General features: G+C 60.8%; 18 protein-coding genes and 1 tRNA gene. 6 read left to right on the top strand and 13 right to left on the bottom strand.

The annotated features are described in order from the left end of the window. Positions 1 to 173 precede the first annotated feature (173 nt). From JMV54_RS06475 to JMV54_RS06460, 4 genes are all read right to left on the bottom strand, one after another. Positions 174 to 341 carry a hypothetical protein gene (locus JMV54_RS06475; protein WP_201518100.1) on the bottom strand — a complete coding sequence of 56 codons (168 nt, stop codon included), beginning with the start codon at positions 339 to 341 and terminating at the stop codon, positions 174 to 176. A gap of 161 nt (positions 342 to 502) precedes the next feature. Then, positions 503 to 763: a Txe/YoeB family addiction module toxin gene (locus JMV54_RS06470; RefSeq protein WP_201518099.1), complete on the bottom strand. Its 261-nt coding sequence runs from the start codon at positions 761 to 763 to the stop codon at positions 503 to 505. Positions 764 to 766: 3 nt separating this feature from the next. Beyond that, positions 767 to 1021 (bottom strand): type II toxin-antitoxin system Phd/YefM family antitoxin, encoded by a 255-nt coding sequence (locus JMV54_RS06465; protein ID WP_201518110.1) that lies wholly within the window; start codon positions 1019 to 1021, stop codon positions 767 to 769. A 366-nt stretch (positions 1022 to 1387) separates the two neighbouring features. After that, a complete protein-coding gene (locus JMV54_RS06460) occupies positions 1388 to 2026 on the bottom strand; it encodes a DUF937 domain-containing protein (protein ID WP_201518098.1) in 639 nt (212 codons plus the stop codon). Positions 2027 to 2227: 201 nt separating this feature from the next. Between JMV54_RS06460 and JMV54_RS06455 the strand changes: the two genes are divergently transcribed. Continuing rightward, positions 2228 to 2695 carry an NUDIX hydrolase gene (locus tag JMV54_RS06455; RefSeq protein WP_201518097.1) on the top strand — a complete coding sequence of 156 codons (468 nt, stop codon included), beginning with the start codon at positions 2228 to 2230 and terminating at the stop codon, positions 2693 to 2695. Between the two features lie 688 nt (positions 2696 to 3383). On the opposite strand, the gene JMV54_RS06450 is transcribed toward JMV54_RS06455, so the two are convergent. After that, on the bottom strand, positions 3384 to 4109 hold the full coding sequence (locus tag JMV54_RS06450) for a hypothetical protein (RefSeq protein WP_201518096.1): 726 nt from the start codon (positions 4107 to 4109) through the stop codon (positions 3384 to 3386). Between the two features lie 120 nt (positions 4110 to 4229). Here JMV54_RS06450 and JMV54_RS06445 point away from each other — a divergent pair, with 120 nt between their 5' ends. Both JMV54_RS06445 and JMV54_RS06440 read left to right on the top strand, forming a co-directional pair. Next, positions 4230 to 4775 (top strand): peptidylprolyl isomerase, encoded by a 546-nt coding sequence (locus JMV54_RS06445; RefSeq protein WP_201518095.1) that lies wholly within the window; start codon positions 4230 to 4232, stop codon positions 4773 to 4775. A 183-nt stretch (positions 4776 to 4958) separates the two neighbouring features. Then, positions 4959 to 5648 (top strand): rhomboid family intramembrane serine protease, encoded by a 690-nt coding sequence (locus JMV54_RS06440; protein WP_230972843.1) that lies wholly within the window; start codon positions 4959 to 4961, stop codon positions 5646 to 5648. Between the two features lie 209 nt (positions 5649 to 5857). Here the strand turns inward: JMV54_RS06440 and JMV54_RS10700 are convergent, their stop codons facing one another. Next, complete coding sequence (locus JMV54_RS10700; RefSeq protein WP_230972566.1) at positions 5858 to 6361, bottom strand: cell division protein CrgA; 504 nt, start codon at positions 6359 to 6361, stop codon at positions 5858 to 5860. 32 nt (positions 6362 to 6393) lie between these two features. Here JMV54_RS10700 and JMV54_RS06430 point away from each other — a divergent pair, with 32 nt between their 5' ends. Then, positions 6394 to 7200, top strand: coding sequence for a class E sortase (locus tag JMV54_RS06430; protein ID WP_201518093.1), 807 nt, complete (start codon positions 6394 to 6396; stop codon positions 7198 to 7200). A gap of 15 nt (positions 7201 to 7215) precedes the next feature. Then, positions 7216 to 7401, top strand: a complete 186-nt coding sequence (locus tag JMV54_RS06425; RefSeq protein ID WP_201518092.1) for a hypothetical protein — start codon at positions 7216 to 7218, stop codon at positions 7399 to 7401. A 117-nt stretch (positions 7402 to 7518) separates the two neighbouring features. Here JMV54_RS06425 and pknB read toward each other — a convergent pair whose 3' ends face one another. The 7 genes from pknB to JMV54_RS06390 form a co-directional block, all read right to left on the bottom strand. Then, positions 7519 to 9357 (bottom strand): Stk1 family PASTA domain-containing Ser/Thr kinase, encoded by a 1839-nt coding sequence (pknB, locus tag JMV54_RS06420; RefSeq protein WP_201518091.1) that lies wholly within the window; start codon positions 9355 to 9357, stop codon positions 7519 to 7521. Between the two features lie 125 nt (positions 9358 to 9482). After that, entirely contained in the window at positions 9483 to 11267 is a 1785-nt protein-coding gene (locus JMV54_RS06415; RefSeq protein WP_201518090.1) for a protein kinase domain-containing protein, read from the bottom strand. Continuing rightward, positions 11264 to 12730, bottom strand: coding sequence for a peptidoglycan D,D-transpeptidase FtsI family protein (locus tag JMV54_RS06410; protein ID WP_201518089.1), 1467 nt, complete (start codon positions 12728 to 12730; stop codon positions 11264 to 11266). The genes JMV54_RS06415 and JMV54_RS06410 overlap by 4 nt, the downstream gene beginning before the upstream one ends. Beyond that, positions 12727 to 14049, bottom strand: coding sequence for an FtsW/RodA/SpoVE family cell cycle protein (locus JMV54_RS06405; protein ID WP_230972844.1), 1323 nt, complete (start codon positions 14047 to 14049; stop codon positions 12727 to 12729). The genes JMV54_RS06410 and JMV54_RS06405 overlap by 4 nt, the downstream gene beginning before the upstream one ends. Before the next feature lie 64 nt (positions 14050 to 14113). Further along, positions 14114 to 15376: a PP2C family protein-serine/threonine phosphatase gene (locus JMV54_RS06400; protein ID WP_230972842.1), complete on the bottom strand. Its 1263-nt coding sequence runs from the start codon at positions 15374 to 15376 to the stop codon at positions 14114 to 14116. A gap of 5 nt (positions 15377 to 15381) precedes the next feature. Next, positions 15382 to 15906, bottom strand: a complete 525-nt coding sequence (locus JMV54_RS06395) for an FHA domain-containing protein FhaB/FipA (RefSeq protein WP_201518087.1) — start codon at positions 15904 to 15906, stop codon at positions 15382 to 15384. Next, the gene (locus JMV54_RS06390) at positions 15903 to 16616 is read right to left on the bottom strand and encodes an FhaA domain-containing protein (protein ID WP_201518086.1); all 714 of its coding nucleotides are present in this window, start codon (positions 16614 to 16616) and stop codon (positions 15903 to 15905) included. Before JMV54_RS06390 ends, JMV54_RS06395 begins: the two co-directional genes overlap by 4 nt. A gap of 197 nt (positions 16617 to 16813) precedes the next feature. On the opposite strand from JMV54_RS06390, the gene JMV54_RS06385 reads away from it, so the two are divergent. Beyond that, positions 16814 to 16900: transfer RNA gene (locus JMV54_RS06385), tRNA-Leu, on the top strand. Positions 16901 to 16948: the final 48 nt, after the last annotated feature.

Genomic DNA, 16948 nt, shown 5'->3' with positions numbered 1-16948 from the left:
CCAGCGCCGCACACCCGCGCATCCGCAGTGGCCGCTGCATCATCCGCCGCGCATTACCTCGCATCATCTCCACCATGCACCAAGTGACCCTGTAACCGGCAAGTGACCCTCCTATAGCAGGGTCATTTCGCAGTTACAGGGTCACTTGGCGTGGGGAAGGTGCCCTGCCATGGCTAGTAGGTGGGTTGTGCTCGTGCCCCCGGCGAACCCCGCAGCTCGCGCGCTGCATCCGCTGCATCCGGCGCCGTACCCGCCACGCTCGCGCGCATGCGCACCAGCGCCGCACACCCGCGCATCCGCAGTGGCCGCTGCATCATCCGCCGCGCATTACCTCGCATCATCTCCACCATGCACGAAGTGACCCTGTAACCGGCAAGTGACCCTCCTATAGCAGGGTCATTCCGCAGTTACAGGGTCACTTGGCGTGGGATGGGCGCGCGCGGTGGGGGAGGTGCCTTGCCACGGGGAGGTGTTTTGTCGCGGGGCCGGGGCGGAGGGCCGATCATCTGCCGTAGTGATAGCGGCAGGCTGCGATGCGAATCTCGTCACCAACGCACTTGTATACCAGTCGATGCTCGTCGGTGATGCGTCTTGACCAATAACCCGAAAGTCCATGCTTGAGGGCTTCGGGTTTGCCGATGCCCTCGTTGCCGTTACGCGCGATGTCCTTGATGAGCTGGTTGATGCGTTTGAGCGTGCGGCGGTCTTCACTCTGCCACCACAAGTAGTCTTCCCAGGCGGCCTCATCCCAGACGAGGATCACGTCTTAGTCCTCGATGAGGTCGTGTTGTGACCCTCGACCCTGTTCCAAATTATCGATGGAATCGAGCAAGCGGCGAGCGTTCGCAGGTGAGCGGAGGAGATAAGCGGTTTCGCGGAGTGACTCATAGTCGGCGAGCGACACGATGACAACGGGTTCGTGGCCGGCGCGCGTGATGATGGCCTCTTCGCGGTTGTTGACGACATCGTCGAGCACTTGTGCATAATTGGCACGCGATTCGGTGTAACTTATTGTCTTCATCATCCACCTCCTGTACAGAAAACTGTACGTCTCTGGTGAGGGGTCGTCAACGTTGAGTCAACAACCAAAGCGAAACCTTGTACGTGCCGCGGTGCCCGCGGTCGCGCCCCCGCACCTCAACCTGGCGGCAAATGACCCTGTAACCGGCAAGTGACCCTCCTATAGCAGGGTCATTCCGCAGTTACAGGGTCACTTGGCGTGGGGAAGGGCGCGCTGTGGGCGCGCGGGGAGTTGGGCGCGAGTGCAGGGTGGTGCAGTGGGCGGGGCGGTGGTGCACAGCAGTCGGGCACAGCAGGGGTAGGGGCTCGGCTGAGGGGGTGTGGGGTGCGAGCCCCGCATCGCGCCGAGCCTCGCACCGAGTACCGCCTAGCGGCGACCGCCGCCGAGCAGACCGCCGATGGTGCCGAGCAGGTCGCCGAAGCGCCCGCCGAGTCCGCCCTTGCCGCCTCCGAGCAGCCCACCGAGAATCGAGCCGATGTCGAGGCCACCACCAGCGGGTTCGCGGCGATCCGGTTCGTTGCGGTTGCCGTCGAGCATGTCTTTGAGGTCGTCGAGCGAACCGTTGCCACCCCGTCGGCCCGGCTTTTGCTGCGGTGCCGCATCCCCACCAAACACCTGCTTACCGAGCCAGGCCATCACGATCGGCGCGAGGATCGGCAGCACCTTCTGGATGAGTGCGGGTGAGACACCGCCAAAAAGCGCCACCTGTTCGGTAACGGCTCCCTCGTTGTCGCCAAATACGTTGTGTGCAATTTTGGCGCCGTCTTCAGTGTCGACGCTCGCAGCATCGATGCCGCCATCGAGCAGTGACGATTCGGCGTGCGCACCCAGGGCGCTTGAAAGCGATGCCGCACCGGCCGCATCCGCCGCATTGGCCTGCATCCCACCAACCAGTGAAGGCAGTGCGGCATCGATTGCGCGACGTGCCTCATCGGTCGAAACTCCGAGCTGCTCGGCGATCTGCTCGACGGGGATTGAGTCGAGCAGCGAATTAAGTTCCGACATGGGTTTCCTTCCATCCAGGTGCTGTTAACTCACATCGAACCAGCAGGCGCCTGGAAATGTGCCCGCGACCCACAAGCAACCGAGACGTCCAGCAAGCCGCGGCTAGACTCGGAGGATGCAGATGTACTGCCAGGATGTGCATCCCGGCACACATCGAACCACCAGATCTGTACACCACCGAAGCGCAAAGGAGCTTTATTGATGAGGTTCCGTGTCGGCGCGTACGGGGTGATCGTGCGTGACAAGCAGATTTTGTTGGCGCATTGGAATTCGCGGGGGCGGTCGGGATGGACGCTCCCCGGTGGCGGCGTAGAACCGGGCGAAGACCCGTACGATGCCGCGATCCGCGAGATTGAGGAAGAAACCGGCTACATTGCTGAGATTGATTCGCTACTCGGTGTCGACTCGATCATCGTCAACGCCAACAATCGCCGCCGCAAGGGACGCCCGGCTGAGACGCCGCTGCAGAATGTGCGCATTGTGTACCAGGCGCATATCACCGGCGGCGAATTGCGGCCCGAGATTGACGGCACAACGGATGAAGCGCGCTGGTTTGATCTCAGCGAGGTGAAGAAGCTGCGCACGGTGTCGCTGGTGGGCGTGGCGATGCGGCTCTACTATGAGCGACCCCGCACCGGCCACCTCGAAAACCGGAAAAAGAAGCGGTAACGCGAAGGACCCCGGCACCGCAATGGTGTCGGGGTCCTTGGTTGTTGAGTTGACTATTTGGTCGCTCGGGCGAAATTATTCTTGTAGGTTTCAGGCATGGGAAGGCTTCAGTGTTCGTGAAAGCCGCGGGTCGAATGAAAGCAACGGTAGTGACGTTGTGGACGCTCACTGTGTTAATCGTCGTCTTCACTGTCGGAAGTGTGGTGTTTGGGGTAGCCGGAGAGTTTCATGCCTGCGAGCAGAATGCGCCCACGGGTAAATATGAACGCCTCGTTATTGAGCAAAAGGTGTCAGTATTCCCATTGGGTGCATATTGTGAGTACAGATACCGGGAATTGGATGGGCACGGAACACTCACTCTGATAGGTACACACCGATCAGGGCCCGAATTGAGCTTCAGAACCCTAGGTTTCATAGGTTTGACGGCTCTACTTGGCGGGACAGCAGCGGCGATGACGAGGCTGAATCGTCAATCGGTACCGCAAGGTCAAGGTTCACGACAGTGAGCCGCGTCACTCAGCGTGCATCCAGTGGATGCGTGCGCGTTGCTGCTGCCTGTGCCAGTTTTTACAGACTGCGAAACAAGTGAGCGGCCCCGCACCGGCCACCTCGAAAACCGGAAAAAGAAGCGGTAACGCGAAGGACCCCGGCACCGCAATGGTGTCGGGGTCCTTGGTGAGTCGTTGCGTTACTTCGCGACCGGGGCTTCGACCGAGGTGACGGGGGCGTCGAGTTCTTCGTCGGCGATCCACAGGTCGTCGTCGGCGCGGAAGGTCTGCCACAGGGCGTAGCCGAGCGCGGCGACCGCGGTAACTGCCGAGCCGATCAGGAACCAGCCGCCGAAGCCGAGACCCTTCTTCTGGTTGGTCTCCTTCTTGAACTTCTTCTCGGCCTTACGCTGCGCCTTCTTGGCCTTGCCGGTCAGCTTCTTGGCCTCTTTTTCAGCCTTCTTGGTTGCGTTTGCGGCAGCCTCTTTCGCCTTGTCGGCGACGGCCGCGATTTCAGTCTGCAGGTCGTTCATTCGTTTACCAGCTTCCTTGGTCAGGTTTTCGGTGCGGTCTTGCACGTTCTGAAGCGTCTTGTTGTTGTCGGTGAACTCGCGTACGGCACCGGTGACGCTGCCACCAACTGCCGCCAGTGCGGGCAGCACCTTGGTGTTAATGGTCTTCTCAGCCTGTTTCATCGCCTTGCGGCCGGTTTTTACGCCGCCCTCAAAAGCCGGGCGGACGTTGCGGTCGTAGGCTTTGCGCATCGGGGGGAGTACTTCCTCGTTGGTGACATCGCGACCAACTCCACCGGCCTGCGAGGCCAGGCGGCCGGCCTTCTCAAACACCACCTGCTGTTCTTGCCAGAGGCGGTCAGCATCATTGCGCAGCTTGGCGAGTTTCCGCTGGTTCTTCCGTGACAGTGCCATCACTTACCTCCGTATCGGTGGGATTCGTCACTCACCTTCAGTGTTTCACGCGCGGTATAAGGCAAGCTGAATTCCGCTGAGATACCCGGAGATTCAGGCGCAACATGACAAGATGTAGCCATGACGATTGCGACAGCAGTAATGACCCTGCACACCAACCACGGCGACATCAAGCTCAACCTGTTCGGTCACCACGCACCGAACACCGTGAAGGTCATCACCGGCCTGGCTACCGGCGAGCTCGAGTGGGTAGACCCCAAAACTGGCGAGACTCGCACGAACGCCCCGTTCTATAACGGTGTGATCTTCCACCGCATCATCAAAGACTTCATGCTCCAGGGTGGCGACCCGCTCGGCGTCGGCACCGGTGGCCCCGGTTTCACTTTTGATGACGAGATTCACCCCGAGCTCGACTTCACCAAGCCCTACAAGCTCGCCATGGCGAATGCCGGTAAGCGTCTGGGTCGCGGCACCAACGGTTCGCAGTTTTTTGTCACCACTGCGCCCACCGAGTGGCTGCAGGGCAAGCACACCATCTTCGGTGAGGTTGCCGATGACGACTCGAAGCGCGTAGTTGACGAGATCGAGCAGGTTGCCACCGATGGGCGCGACAAGCCGCTTCAGGATGTGGTGATTGAGTCGGTCGAAATCACCGAGCTCAACTAGTTTTTCGCAACTTCTGAGATGACCCCCACCGAGAACTACTGTTACCGACACCCCGACCGCCAGAGTTTCGTCCTCTGTCAGCGTTGCACCCGCACCGTGTGTGGGGAGTGTCAGACTCCAGCTCCGGTGGGGGTTATCTGTCCCGAATGTATGCGGGCCGACCACCAGGCACAGCCTCGCCGGGTGCGCAAGCTGCGCATGGCCGGGGTCGACCAGCCGATTGTCACCTATGTGGTGATGGGACTGTGCGCCCTCGTTTTTGTGGCGCAGTGGTTCACCGCCAGCGTGTTGAAAACACCGTACGTTGACTATTACGGCACCTATTCACCGATTTTTACGAGCGGGCAATACGGGGTTTTTGAACCGTGGCGGATGCTCACCTCGGCTTTCCTGCACGGTGGCCTGTGGCATCTGCTGATGAACCTGCTGTCGCTGTGGCTGTTTGGCCGCGTGCTCGAACCGATGTTTGGTCGGCTTCGCTACGCGATGCTGCTGCTGGTTTCGGCGCTCGGTGGTTCATTTGCCGTGTCGGTTTTGGCACCCACGACGGCCGTTATTGGTGCTTCGGGCATGGTGTTCGGTTTGATTGGTGCCTGGTTTGTGGTGATGCGCCGGCTGCAGCAAGACGTTACGCCGATGATCGTGTTGATCGGATTGAACGTCGTGGTGGCGTTCATGAACCCCGGTATTTCGTGGGAGGCGCACCTGGGTGGTGCGATTACCGGCGTGATCGTCGCATCAGCGGTGTTGCACGATCACGAGCGTCGCGGAACCTCAGGATCGCGGCGCATCGGTTTGGCAATTCCGGTGATACTGGCACTGGCCGCGCTGTTTATTGCACTTCCGCCGGTGCTCGGTTCGCTGCTGCAATAACTGCCAGGCGCGAACCGCCAGTCACCAACCGCCAGCTGCGATCTGCGCAGCTGACAAAGCATCCCGCCAGAGCGCAGCGTAACCCACTCGGAAACGCAAGTTATCCACAGGGCTATCCACAAGTGGGGATGAATTACACGGATGTTATTCACACTTGTGTAATTTGTGGATAACTCTGTGGATTACCTCACTTTTGCCTGGTGAGAGAACTATTTCCAGTTTGTCATCATCAGGAAGCCCACCAGTGAGATCCCGATACCGACCAGCAGGTTCCAGTCACCGAGCTCGGCAACCGGCAGTTTGGCACTCGACAGGTAATAGACGAGGATCCACAGCAACCCCAGCAGCAGGAAGCCGAACATGATCGGCTTAAACCACACCGGGTTCTGGTCATCGTCGACATTGTGTGTTTTTGGCTGCGAATAGCGCAGCTGCGCCTTCGTCATCGAGTCGCGCTTCGCCTTTTCGGCCTTCGCGTTCGCCTCTTTTTGTGCCTCATGACGAGCGCGACGACGCGACGCTGCGGACTCTTTGCCGCGCGCCTTCGCTGCGATCTCTTTTGAGCGCGCGATGCGCTCTTTTTCGGTCAGCTTTGCTGGTGTCTTCGACTCTTTTTTGTCGTCAACGGCCGCATCGGCTTCGGCAGTTTCAACATCATCGATAGTCGGCTCGAGTTCAGCATCCGACTCGTTGTTGACAGACTCTTTGGACATGGTGCTAATCCTACCGGCCTAGACTGTCGTCTATGGCCCGACGCCCACGTCACGCATCCGATAACCGTCACCGCGCCCCAAAAAGAAGGTCGCGCGTAACGGTGTCGAGCGTACTCGGAGAACTCTTCCTTACGCTCGGCGTGCTGCTGATCGGATTTATCGGCTGGAAGTTCTACCTCAACGACTACTTCATCGGTCGTGAAGAAATAACCAACTCGGCAGAGCTGAGCCAGCAACTTGAGAAGCAACACGCAACAATCGCACCCGCCGAGTTTGACGAGGATGGCGTGCCGGTCAGGCCGATTCCGAAAGAAGAAGCCACCCCCTACGGCATCATGTATGTGCCCGCCTGGGGAGAGGAATTTTCACGACGGATCGCATCCGGTATCGATCGCGATCTGACCCTCGACGCCGCATTTGTTGGCACCTATCTCGACTCGGCACCTCCCGGGGGCAAGGGAAACTACACCCTTGCCGCGCATCGCAACACCTACGGCGGTGCCTTCCGTGACCTCGACCGGCTCATGCTGGGCGACAAGGTCTATCTCGAAACCGTCGACGGATGGTACACCTACGAGTTCCGTTCGGGCGAGTATGTGGTGCCCACGGCGGTCGACGTACTGGCGGGAGTGCCCCACCACCCCGATCTGCCGAAAAACGAGCGCGTGCTCACCATGATCACCTGCAACCCTTCGTGGTCAATGGAAGAGCGCATCATCAGCTATTTCACGCTGGTCGACTTCACGCCGCGTGAGGATGGACCACCTGCCGAGATCAAGTACGCCTACGAGCTGCGCGAACAGTCGGGCGGTAAAGACCACGGCGGTAACGCAGACTAAAGAGGAGCATCACAGTTGTACGGAGCCATTTGGCGAGGCTTGCCGGGGCCATGGCCGGTGAAGCTATTGATTTTGCTGGCGATTCTGGCGGTACTGGTTTGGGTGCTGATCCAGTGGGTTTACCCGTGGGTCGACACCTTCTTGCCCGACCTGCTCGAGGATGGAGACCTCGGGGTTTCGGCGGCGCCGCCGCTGTCGTAGCTCGATTCAAATAGCAAGACCTCTCGTGCGTAATGGTGGCAAAAGTGCCCCAACTCGCACGAGAGGTCTTTCAGCTTTTATTGCGTCGTGTCACCGACGGTTCATCGACGCGACGAACTAATTGTCGTCGTCATCATCACCGCCACCGCCGGGTGGATTCGGCAGGGTTTCATTGTCGATGTCGGTCGGTTCGGGGTTGTCGTCACCGTCGCAATAGGTGAGTTTCACCTCGCTGGCCTGGTCAACGCGGCCCGGCCCCGGAGACATCTTGGTCACCGTGTATGACGGATCGGCCGGACAGCTGGTGTCGGGATCGCGGGTAATCATCAACCCGAGGCCACCGAGCACTTCCTCAGCGTCGGCAAGTGGCTCGTCGGTCACATCGGGGATGGTCACCTGCCCGTTTGACACCCACAGGTCTACGGCAGAGCCGGGGGCCGCGGATGAACCAATTGCGGGTTGGGAACGAACAACCTGATCTTTTGGCACGTACGGCGCGTCTTCACTGGTGATCGCCCCAACCTTCAGGCCGGCATCCTCGAGCGCCTTCTTTGCATCGTCGGCGCTCAGGCCGCTGAGGTTTGGAACCCTCACCGAATCAGGGCCGGCAGATACGGTGATCTTCACGGTCGATTCGAACGCTACGGATGCACCCGCCGGCGGGTTTGAACTCATCACTTCATCGACGGCCACATCGTCACTCGGCGAAGTGGCCACCTGAACCTTGAGGTCGGCATCCTCGAGCGCCTTTACCGCCTCGGATTTTTGCATCCCAACCACATCGGGAACGGTCACCGAAGCATCCGGCACCGAAGGCTGTCCAGAAATTGACATCACCCAAATGACGACACCAATCACCACCGCAGTGACCAGCGCGGCTGCCCCCCAAATCCACATGGCCGGGGGACGACGCTGCACCTGCGGGGCGCGGTCGTCATCGTCTCGCATCGAATTAAGGGCCGATTCGGTGGCATCCACCGCAGTGGGTCCGGGACCGAACAGCTCAGTGGGTGTTTGATCGACACCCTGCTGGGTGGCGTATGCCGGCATCACGCCGTCAAAGGCGGCCAGCAGATCAGCGCGGAACTCGGCGGCCGTCTGGTAGCGATCCTCTCGCCGCTTGGCGAGTGCTTTGAGCACCACGGCATCGAGAGCCGGGGTGACGGCGGGATTGACCTGGCTGGGCCGCTTGGGCGGTTCGGTGACGTGCTGGTAGGCGACCGCAACCGCCGAGTCGCCCTGGAACGGCACCTGACCGGTGAGCATCTCGTAGAGCACAACACCGGCCGAGTAGAGGTCGCTGCGGCCGTCAACGGTTTCACCGCGGGCCTGCTCGGGTGAAAAATATGAGGCGGTACCCAAAATCGCCGTGGTTTGGGCGATGGTACCGGCGGTGTCGGAGATCGCTCGGGCAATACCGAAGTCGGTGACTTTCACCTGGTCGTCGGTGGTGATCATCACATTGCCCGGTTTGATATCGCGGTGCACCACACCCGCCCGGTGTGAGTATTCGAGTGAGGTGAGTAGCCCCGCCATGTACTTGGCAATTTTTTCCGGCGTGAGTGCCGGGGTGCCGATGAGCTCTCCCAATTGCACACCGTCGATGTACTCCATCACGATGTAGGGCACGGTGACCTCAAACCCGTCTGCGCGCACGAACTGGTCTTCACCAGCGTCAAACACCCGCACGATGGTCGGGTGAGTCATTCGCGCGGCAGCCTGCGCTTCGCGGCGAAATCGGGAGCGGAATTCGTTTTCGGTGGCCAGGTTGGTGTGCAGCAGCTTCACCGCTACTCGACGGCCGAGACGTTCGTCGGTGGCCGCATACACCTCAGCCATACCACCGCGACCAATTCGTCGGCCGATGCTGTATCGACCGGCGAGAGTGCGCTCGCCCTGTATCACCGACTCGACTCCTTCAATTGCTGCGGCCTCCCGAAGTGTAACGGGAGGCATAAATAGCCATCCTACTGACGACAGCCACAGCCGAAAAGCGGAACGACAAACCTGTTACTACATTGGTGTGATGCAACAACCGGTGGGAAAGTTCCCGTTCAGGAACGTTCCCACCGGAATTGTCGTTATGGACGCTCGGTTTCAGGGGCACTCTGCGTGGGAACCGGTTGCGGAATCGTAAACTCGGCGCTCTCCGAAGCCTCCGATTCGGTACCCGAGCAGACTGCCTTGTAGGTGACGATCACCCTTGCTATATCACTGCTCACACCGATGCTGACCGAGGTGCCGGAGCTGTCGGTGGGGCCCGATTCGCCGGGGCGCTGGTTGCCCTGCGCATCCACGGCGTCAACTGTCACGACGTACTTGTCAACCGAAGTGCCATCCGGGCAGCTCGTGTACTCCGGCCAGCTCAGCTCTACCGAGCCCTGTTTCGGCGTGCCAGTGGGCTTTTCGGGCGCTGGCGGGGTTGCTAAATCGCCATAAACCGAAACCTGGATAGTTGAACCAAGCCGCACGTTACCGGTGGGGTTGATGCGCTCAACGGTGCCGACCTTGTCGGTTGAAGGCGCCGCGCCCGCAACCACTTTTTCGGGGAACAGCCCCATTGAGCGCAACCGTTCGGCCGCTGTGTCCCAGCTCAGACCCTCAAAGTCGCTGCCATCGAGCGCAACCGTTTCGGCCTGGGTGTTGGTGGGCGGGGTGGTGATGCTCGGCGGCGCCGAGGTGCTGCTCGTCGGCAGCGGCTCGTTATCGCCGGCGTTATTCATCATGGCCACCGCGAACAGCCCGATCGCTACGGCGAGTAGCAGTATGGCGCCCACGAGCACCCAGCGCCAATTGTCTTTTTTCTTCTTGCCGTCATCATCGAGCAGCCCTTCCGGCTGATGCTCCGCGGTTTCGTTAATGTCCTGGCCAGGGGCGGTATCGGTGGGGCCGCCAGCCAGTAGTGCATCAAAATTATCCCGCGGGCCATCATCCAGTACCGAGGTGGGCCGGGTGGGCTGCATGACCTGCGTCTGGTCAAGGGGCGCCGTGCTCGGTCCGGCGCCGCCCGGTGCCACTGCGGGTACGGCCTGTGCGGCCCGCTGAACATCACCATCCCGCAGCGCGCGGGCGGCTCGGGCAAACGCCTCGGCCGATTCGGGCCGGTCGGCCGGATCTTTGGCGAGGGCCGACATCACGAGATTGCGCATCGGTTCGGGAACCGTCACCGGCAGTGCCGGCGGCTCGTCATTGATGTGCGCCATGGCGATCGCCACCTGCGATTCGCCGGTAAAGGGACGGCGGCCGGCCAGGCACTCATAGCCCACCACACCGAGCGAATAAATATCGGTCGAGGGGGATGCGGGATGTCCGGATGCCTGTTCGGGCGAAAGATACTGGACGGTGCCCATCACCTGGCCGGTGGCGGTCAGCGGCACCTGGTCGGCGATGCGGGCGATACCAAAGTCGGTGATCTTGACCCGGTGATCGGGAGTGATCAGCAGGTTTCCGGGCTTGATGTCGCGGTGTACCAGGCCCGCCTTATGGGCGGCACCGAGTGCGGAAGCGGTCTGGGCGATGATGTCCATGACCTGCTCGCCCGGCAGCACTCGTTCGCGTTCGAGAATGGTTGATAGCGCTTCGCCCGGTACGAGCTCCATCACCAGATACGCCGAGCCGTCTTCTTCACCGTAGTCGTAGACGTTTGCGATGCCCTCGTGGTTAACGAGCGCAGCATGGCGAGCCTCGGCGCGGAATCGCTCGAGGAACCCGGGGTCGCCCATGTACTCGTCTTTAAGAATTTTGATGGCGACCTGGCGACCGATGACGAGGTCGGTGGCTTCCCACACCTCGCCCATGCCGCCAATGGCGATTCGGTTGCCGAGCTGGTATCGGCTCCCAAATGTCACTCCCTGACCCGGCCTCATACGCCAAGCACCGCCTTCATTACTTCTCGTCCAGTTGCCGCCGGCAAGCCATTGCCGTATCCCGACTGTCCCATTCCGCCACCATCTTCCAGCACCACCGCAACGGCGACCTGGCGACCATTAAGCTCCGCGTATCCAGTGAACCACAGCGTGTACGGGTCGTCGTCACCGTTCTCGGCGGTACCAGTTTTTCCATAAACTGCCACACCGTCAATTCGGGCATTGTCTGCCGCGCCATTGTCGACGTTATTGCGCATCATGTCTTGCATGAGCTTGGCATTTTCTTCGCTCATGACCCGGCCGTACTCCTTGATGCGCTGCGATTCAAGCACATCTAGCGAGGGAGTAAGCACCTCTTTCACCACCGTCGGCTCCATCAGTACGCCGTTGTTTGCCACACCGGCCGACACGAGCGCCATCTGCAGCGGGCTGGTGCGCAGATTGTCCTGCCCGAAACCGGTCAGGCCGAGCTGTGCATCATCCATCGGCCCCTCGGGGAAAACGCTTGCAGCCGACGTCATCGGCACGTCGAAGGTGTCGTTAAAACCGAAGCGTTCGGCAACGGTGCGCAGTCGGTCTTCGCCAATCTTGATTGCCAATTGCGCAAACGGAATATTGCACGAGTACTGCAGAGCGATGCGCAGCGTGGTGGTTTCAGAATCACCCCCACCGCAGCGCTGACCCCAGGAGGGGTTATTCACCACGTGGTTTGTGCCGGGCAGCTTCCAAGTTGGGGGGTTTGGAATTTTGGTGTCGGGCTTCACAATGCCGTATTCGAGTGCCGCCGTGGCCACCACAAGTTTGAACGTTGAACCGGGCGGGTTGAGCGAACCACCGATGGCCCGGTTAAAAAGCGGGTTGTCGGGGTCGGCTTCAAGCTTCTGATAGTTCTCGATAACCTGCCGGTCGTCGTGCATCGCGAGATTGTTCGGGTCGTATCCCGGCGTTGAATACATCGTGAGGATGGCGCCGGTTGCCGGATCGATCGCGATCACCGCACCTTTGAGGTCGCCGAGCATCTCGGCAGCAATGCGCTGACCATCCGGGTTGAGCGTCAACTCGACCGCGGCGCCGGCGGGTTGTTCGCCCGTGAACATGCTTCGCAGGCTGGTAAAAAATTGCGAATCGCTCGTGCCGGCAAGTTCGGCGTTCATGGCCTGCTCAATCCCCATCGAGCCCTGGGTGGCCGAAAAATAGCCGGTCACCGTGCCGTAGAGCTCGGGGTCGGTGTACACGCGCTGGTACTGGTATTGAGAATTGTCGGGTTGTGACATGGCGATTGGCGAGCCATCCACCAGGATCGGCCCGCGCTGCACCTCATAGCTGGCGAGTAGCGCACGTCGGTTGCGGCCGTCTTCGGCCAACGACTGGGCCTGAAAAACCTGGATGTAGGTTGCCGAGCTAAAAAGCGCGAGAAACATGACGAGCACAAAAATGCCCACCAGGCGAATGTTTTTACTCAAGCCGCACCTCCAATAGCTGGTACCGCATCGTCACGTCGGATCGTGTCGCTCAACCGCAACAGAATGGCGACGATGATCCAGTTGGCGATCAGACTCGATCCACCGGCGGCCAAAAATGGCGTGGTCAGCCCCGTAAGCGGAATAACGCGCGTGACACCACCGACAACAATGAACACCTGAATGGCCAGCGTGAACGACAGGCCGGTGGCAAGCAGGCGACCAAAATCATCCCCGCCGGTGTGACCGATGCGCAGACCGCGCGCCACCATGATCAGGTACAGCGCAAGAATCGCGAACAATCCGGCCATACCGAGTTCTTCACCGAGGGCCGAGATGATGAAGTCACTCTCAGCAACCGGCGTGAGATAGGGGTGTCCGAGCCCAAGGCCGGTGCCGATCAGGCCGCCGTTGCCGAGCCCGAACAGGCCCTGAACGAGCTGATAGCTGCCACCGGTGGCATCGTAGAGGGCGGGGTCGAACGGATTGAGCCAAGCTTCGAGGCGGCGCTGCACGTACCCCCAGCTCGAAGCCAGCACCAGACCGCCACCAACGAACAGGCCGACACCGATGAGCACCCACGATAGGCGACCGGTGGCAACAAAAATCATCACCAGGAACAGGCCGTAGTACAGCAGCGAGGTGCCCAGGTCGCGCTGGAGCACCAGAACCGCCATACACACCGCCCACACCACCAGGATGGGACCGAGGTCACGCATCCGCGGCAGCCGCAGGCCGAGGAACCGCCGCGACACCATCGAGAGCGAATCGCGCGCGGTAACGAGATAACCGGCGAAGAAGATGGCCAGCGCGATCTTGGCAATTTCACCGGGCTGGAAGCTGAACCCCGCAATCGAGATCCACACTCGGGCGCTCGCGGTTGAAACCCCCAGGCCGGGAATCATCGGCAGCAATAGCAGCACCAGTGCGGCAAAACCGAACACATAGGTGTAGCGCTGTAGCACGCGGTGATTGCGCAACAAGAACAGCACCGCAATGGCAATTGCGATGGCGAGCGCGGTGTAAACAATCTGTGCGGTGGATGAATTAATGACGGCGTGCTTGTTCGACTCGTTCACGAGGTCGAGGCGATAAATCATCGTGATGCCGAGGCCGTTGATGGTGGCGGCAATCGGCAGCAAAAACGGGTCGGCCTGCGGCGCGCGGAACCGCAGCACGATGTGCATCCCGAACATCAGCGCCGCCACCGCGCCGAGCAGTATCAGCACCCGGCTGTCGAACTCGCCGGTCACGCCCAACTGCACCTGCAGCAGTGCCGCCAGCACGATCACCATGGCGAAGATGAGGAACCCGAGTTCCATATTGCGCAGTCCCTGCTTGCGTTCGCGGGGTCGCTGCGTTGTGGGCGTCACTTGTGGAGCGGTACTAGTCGATTGCACGTTCGAGCCTTTCGACGAGTGCTCGCGCATCTTCAAGCGAACCGAACGGGATGGTCGAGGTCACCTGCATCTGCTGGTAGACGGGAAGCTTTTCAACTTCGAGGTTGGTTGATTCGACAACTTGGCTGAGCGAAACCGGGCCGAGCTGGGCGCTGACGCCCTGGTAGATGGCCACTCGATCGTTGTCGATGCCCACGTAGTACTGGCGCTGAGTCCAGTCGTAGGCGAGCGCCATGGCTCCGGCCACAATGCTGAGCACGAGCAGGAGGCTTGCTGCCCAGGTGACTCGACGCCAACGCCGCATATTGCGGTCTTCGGCGATGAGCCGGTCGAGGTATTCGTCGCTGGGCGCCACGAACTCTTCGTTTTCGGGGCGGGCGGCGATGCGGCGACGCGATTGCAGCACATCCGGCAGCATGCGACGCACGCGACGCTTGGGCTCGCTGGCTTCGTAGCGCAGCGGGTTGGCGGCCGAACCCACGATTTTCGGGCGGATGGGCTCGAGCTCGGTCTCACCGATTTCAAGCACGACGACGGTGACGTTGTCGGGTGCGCCGTTGTCGAGGGCGAGCTGGATGAGATCGTCACCGATTTCGCGGGATGATTCATTGCTGCGGCCGATCACTTCGCTGATGCGGTCTTCGTCGACATAGCCCGTGAGCCCGTCTGAGCACAGCAGCCAGCGGTCGCCGGCAACCGCGTCGAACACGTAGGTGTCGACATCCGGTTCGGTTTCGACATCGCCGAGCACGCGCATCAGCACCGAGCGGCGGGGATGCACGAGTGCTTCTTCGGGGGTGATGCGGCCAGCATCCACCAGTCGTTGCACGAAGGTGTGGTCGACGGTGACCTGGTGCAGTTCACCGTCGCGATAGCGGTATACGCGCGAGTCGCCAATGTGACCGATCACCAGCTGGTCCCCGACGAGCGTAATGAGGTCGGCGGTGGTGCCCATCCCGGCGAGTTCGGGATGCTCGGCAACGGCCTCGATGATCAGTTCGTTTGCTTCGTGCAGCAGCGCGGTGAGGCCCGTTTTGGCTTCTGCAACGGTTTCGTAGCGCTCTTCGTGGGCGGCGATGTGCTTCACGGCGATTGACGACGCAACATCACCACCGGCGTGGCCGCCCATACCGTCGGCAACGCCGTGCAGCACGGTTCCCACAAATCCCGAGTCTTGGTTATTAGCCCGCACTCGACCGACGTGTGAAACTGCGCCCGCGCGCACGAATTTGACCATAGTGTCGTTCACCGCACCTATTGGAGCTCAAACGAGGTCGTGCCGATGCGCACCGAGACGCCCCGGCGCAGTTCGGTTGGCTGGGATACTCGCTCGCCGTTGACGAAGGTGCCGTTAGTTGAGTCGAGGTCTTGTACCATCCAGCGGCCGTCCCAGTTGAGCAGGCGGGCGTGGCGGGTGGAGGTGTAGTCGTCGCTGATGACAAGGTCTGAGTCGCTTGCCCGGCCGATCGAGATGGGGGCCTGGCTGAGCGAGAGCTCTTCACCGCGGCGCGGTCCCGAGGTGATCACCAGGCGAGTGAGTTCGGCGGGTTCGCTGGCCGCAGCTGCCGGCGCGCCAGCACCAACCGCAACGGGGGCCTGTTGTGGGGCTGCCGCATAGGTTTGCTGCCGCGACTGCTGCTGTTCCATCGCCTTCTGGTAGTCCTGCGATCGGGAACCAAATAGATCGCTGCGCAGCGCGTAGATGATCGAAAAGATGAAGATCCACATCATCGCCAAAAAGACGAGGCGGATCACGAGCATCGTCAATTCACCGCTCATCGACGACCTCCCGGGTTGTGCATGTGACGGGTTGCAGTGCTCGGTTCAGCCTGGGGCACGATACGGAACTGAAGCTGTGTGCGGCCGATTTCAATGAGCGAATTGGGTTCGAGGGCGGCCTGCGCGATCCGCCGGCCATTGAGTTTGGTGCCGTTGGTTGAACCCAGGTCGCGCAGCCCCGCGCGTTGCCCATCCCAGATCACTTCGGCGTGACGCCGTGAGGCGCCGTTGTCGTTGATGGTGATGTGTGCATCACTGCCGCGACCGATCACATTCGACCCCGACTGGATGGGGAAGCGCTGCCCTGCCACTTCGAGCACCGGAACCCAGTTGACCCGGCCCTCGACCGAGCGTGAGTTCACCTCGAGCTGGCCCTCGCTGAGCTGTTCAGAAGCGATGAGCTGCACTGAAATCGGGCCGGCGAACTGATAGTGCTGTTGCACCGCATGCCGCTCGATCTCGTCGAGCAGTGAGTTCTGTAGCGAATTACCCAGGGTGTTGAGGCGGTCGTAGTCGCTGGCCGAAACGACGACCTGGAACTCGTTGGGAACCAGCACCCGATCACGTGAGACAACGGCGGCGCGAGTGTCGAGTTCGCGTTTGAGGGCAGCCACAATTTCTACCGGCTGCAGACCCGACCGGAACGTCTTGGCGAACGCGCCATTAAAGGCCCGTTCAAGCCCACGTTCAAATTTGTCGAGAAATCCCACATTCATCCTTCATGGCCGCAGCCGTCTCGGTGAACCTCGTGACCGGGTCACGAAGATGCTTTGCTCGCAGTGTAGTTGGATTGGCTGAAACCCTGGTGGTTTGGTGCGGGTTCATGCGAATCATTGTGGCTTCGAAACCTGGCAAGCGTGGATGCATTTCGCATTTTGGTTCAGTTAGTGGTAACGTTGTCAGTCGCGCGCGAGTGGCGGAATTGGTAGACGCGCACGGTTCAGGTCCGTGTGCCTTTGCGGGCGTGGGGGTTCAAGTCCCCCCTTGCGCACCATGTGAAATGACCCCCAACCTGGGATGTAATCCTCGGCTGGGGGTCATT

This window comes from Gulosibacter hominis (assembly GCF_904842695.1).
Lineage (GTDB): Bacteria > Actinomycetota > Actinomycetes > Actinomycetales > Microbacteriaceae > Gulosibacter > Gulosibacter hominis.
The sequence above is the reverse complement of the archived record's forward strand: the minus strand, read 5'-3'. Positions and strand labels throughout refer to the sequence as shown.

What these genes read in the sequence shown, in the direction of transcription:
- JMV54_RS06455 (WP_201518097.1), top strand. Translation starts at nt 2,228, where the DNA reads ATGAGGTTCCGTGTCGGCGCGTACGGGGTGATCGTGCGTGACAAGCAG.
- pknB (WP_201518091.1), bottom strand. Translation starts at nt 9,357, where the DNA reads ATGCCTCCCGTTACACTTCGGGAGGCCGCAGCAATTGAAGGAGTCGAG.
- JMV54_RS06430 (WP_201518093.1), top strand. Translation starts at nt 6,394, where the DNA reads ATGGCCCGACGCCCACGTCACGCATCCGATAACCGTCACCGCGCCCCA.
- JMV54_RS06405 (WP_230972844.1), bottom strand. Translation starts at nt 14,049, where the DNA reads ATGGAACTCGGGTTCCTCATCTTCGCCATGGTGATCGTGCTGGCGGCA.
- JMV54_RS06445 (WP_201518095.1), top strand. Translation starts at nt 4,230, where the DNA reads ATGACGATTGCGACAGCAGTAATGACCCTGCACACCAACCACGGCGAC.
- JMV54_RS10700 (WP_230972566.1), bottom strand. Translation starts at nt 6,361, where the DNA reads ATGTCCAAAGAGTCTGTCAACAACGAGTCGGATGCTGAACTCGAGCCG.
- JMV54_RS06465 (WP_201518110.1), bottom strand. Translation starts at nt 1,021, where the DNA reads ATGAAGACAATAAGTTACACCGAATCGCGTGCCAATTATGCACAAGTG.
- JMV54_RS06415 (WP_201518090.1), bottom strand. Translation starts at nt 11,267, where the DNA reads ATGAGGCCGGGTCAGGGAGTGACATTTGGGAGCCGATACCAGCTCGGC.
- JMV54_RS06475 (WP_201518100.1), bottom strand. Translation starts at nt 341, where the DNA reads ATGATGCGAGGTAATGCGCGGCGGATGATGCAGCGGCCACTGCGGATG.
- JMV54_RS06395 (WP_201518087.1), bottom strand. Translation starts at nt 15,906, where the DNA reads ATGAGCGGTGAATTGACGATGCTCGTGATCCGCCTCGTCTTTTTGGCG.
- JMV54_RS06450 (WP_201518096.1), bottom strand. Translation starts at nt 4,109, where the DNA reads ATGGCACTGTCACGGAAGAACCAGCGGAAACTCGCCAAGCTGCGCAAT.
- JMV54_RS06460 (WP_201518098.1), bottom strand. Translation starts at nt 2,026, where the DNA reads ATGTCGGAACTTAATTCGCTGCTCGACTCAATCCCCGTCGAGCAGATC.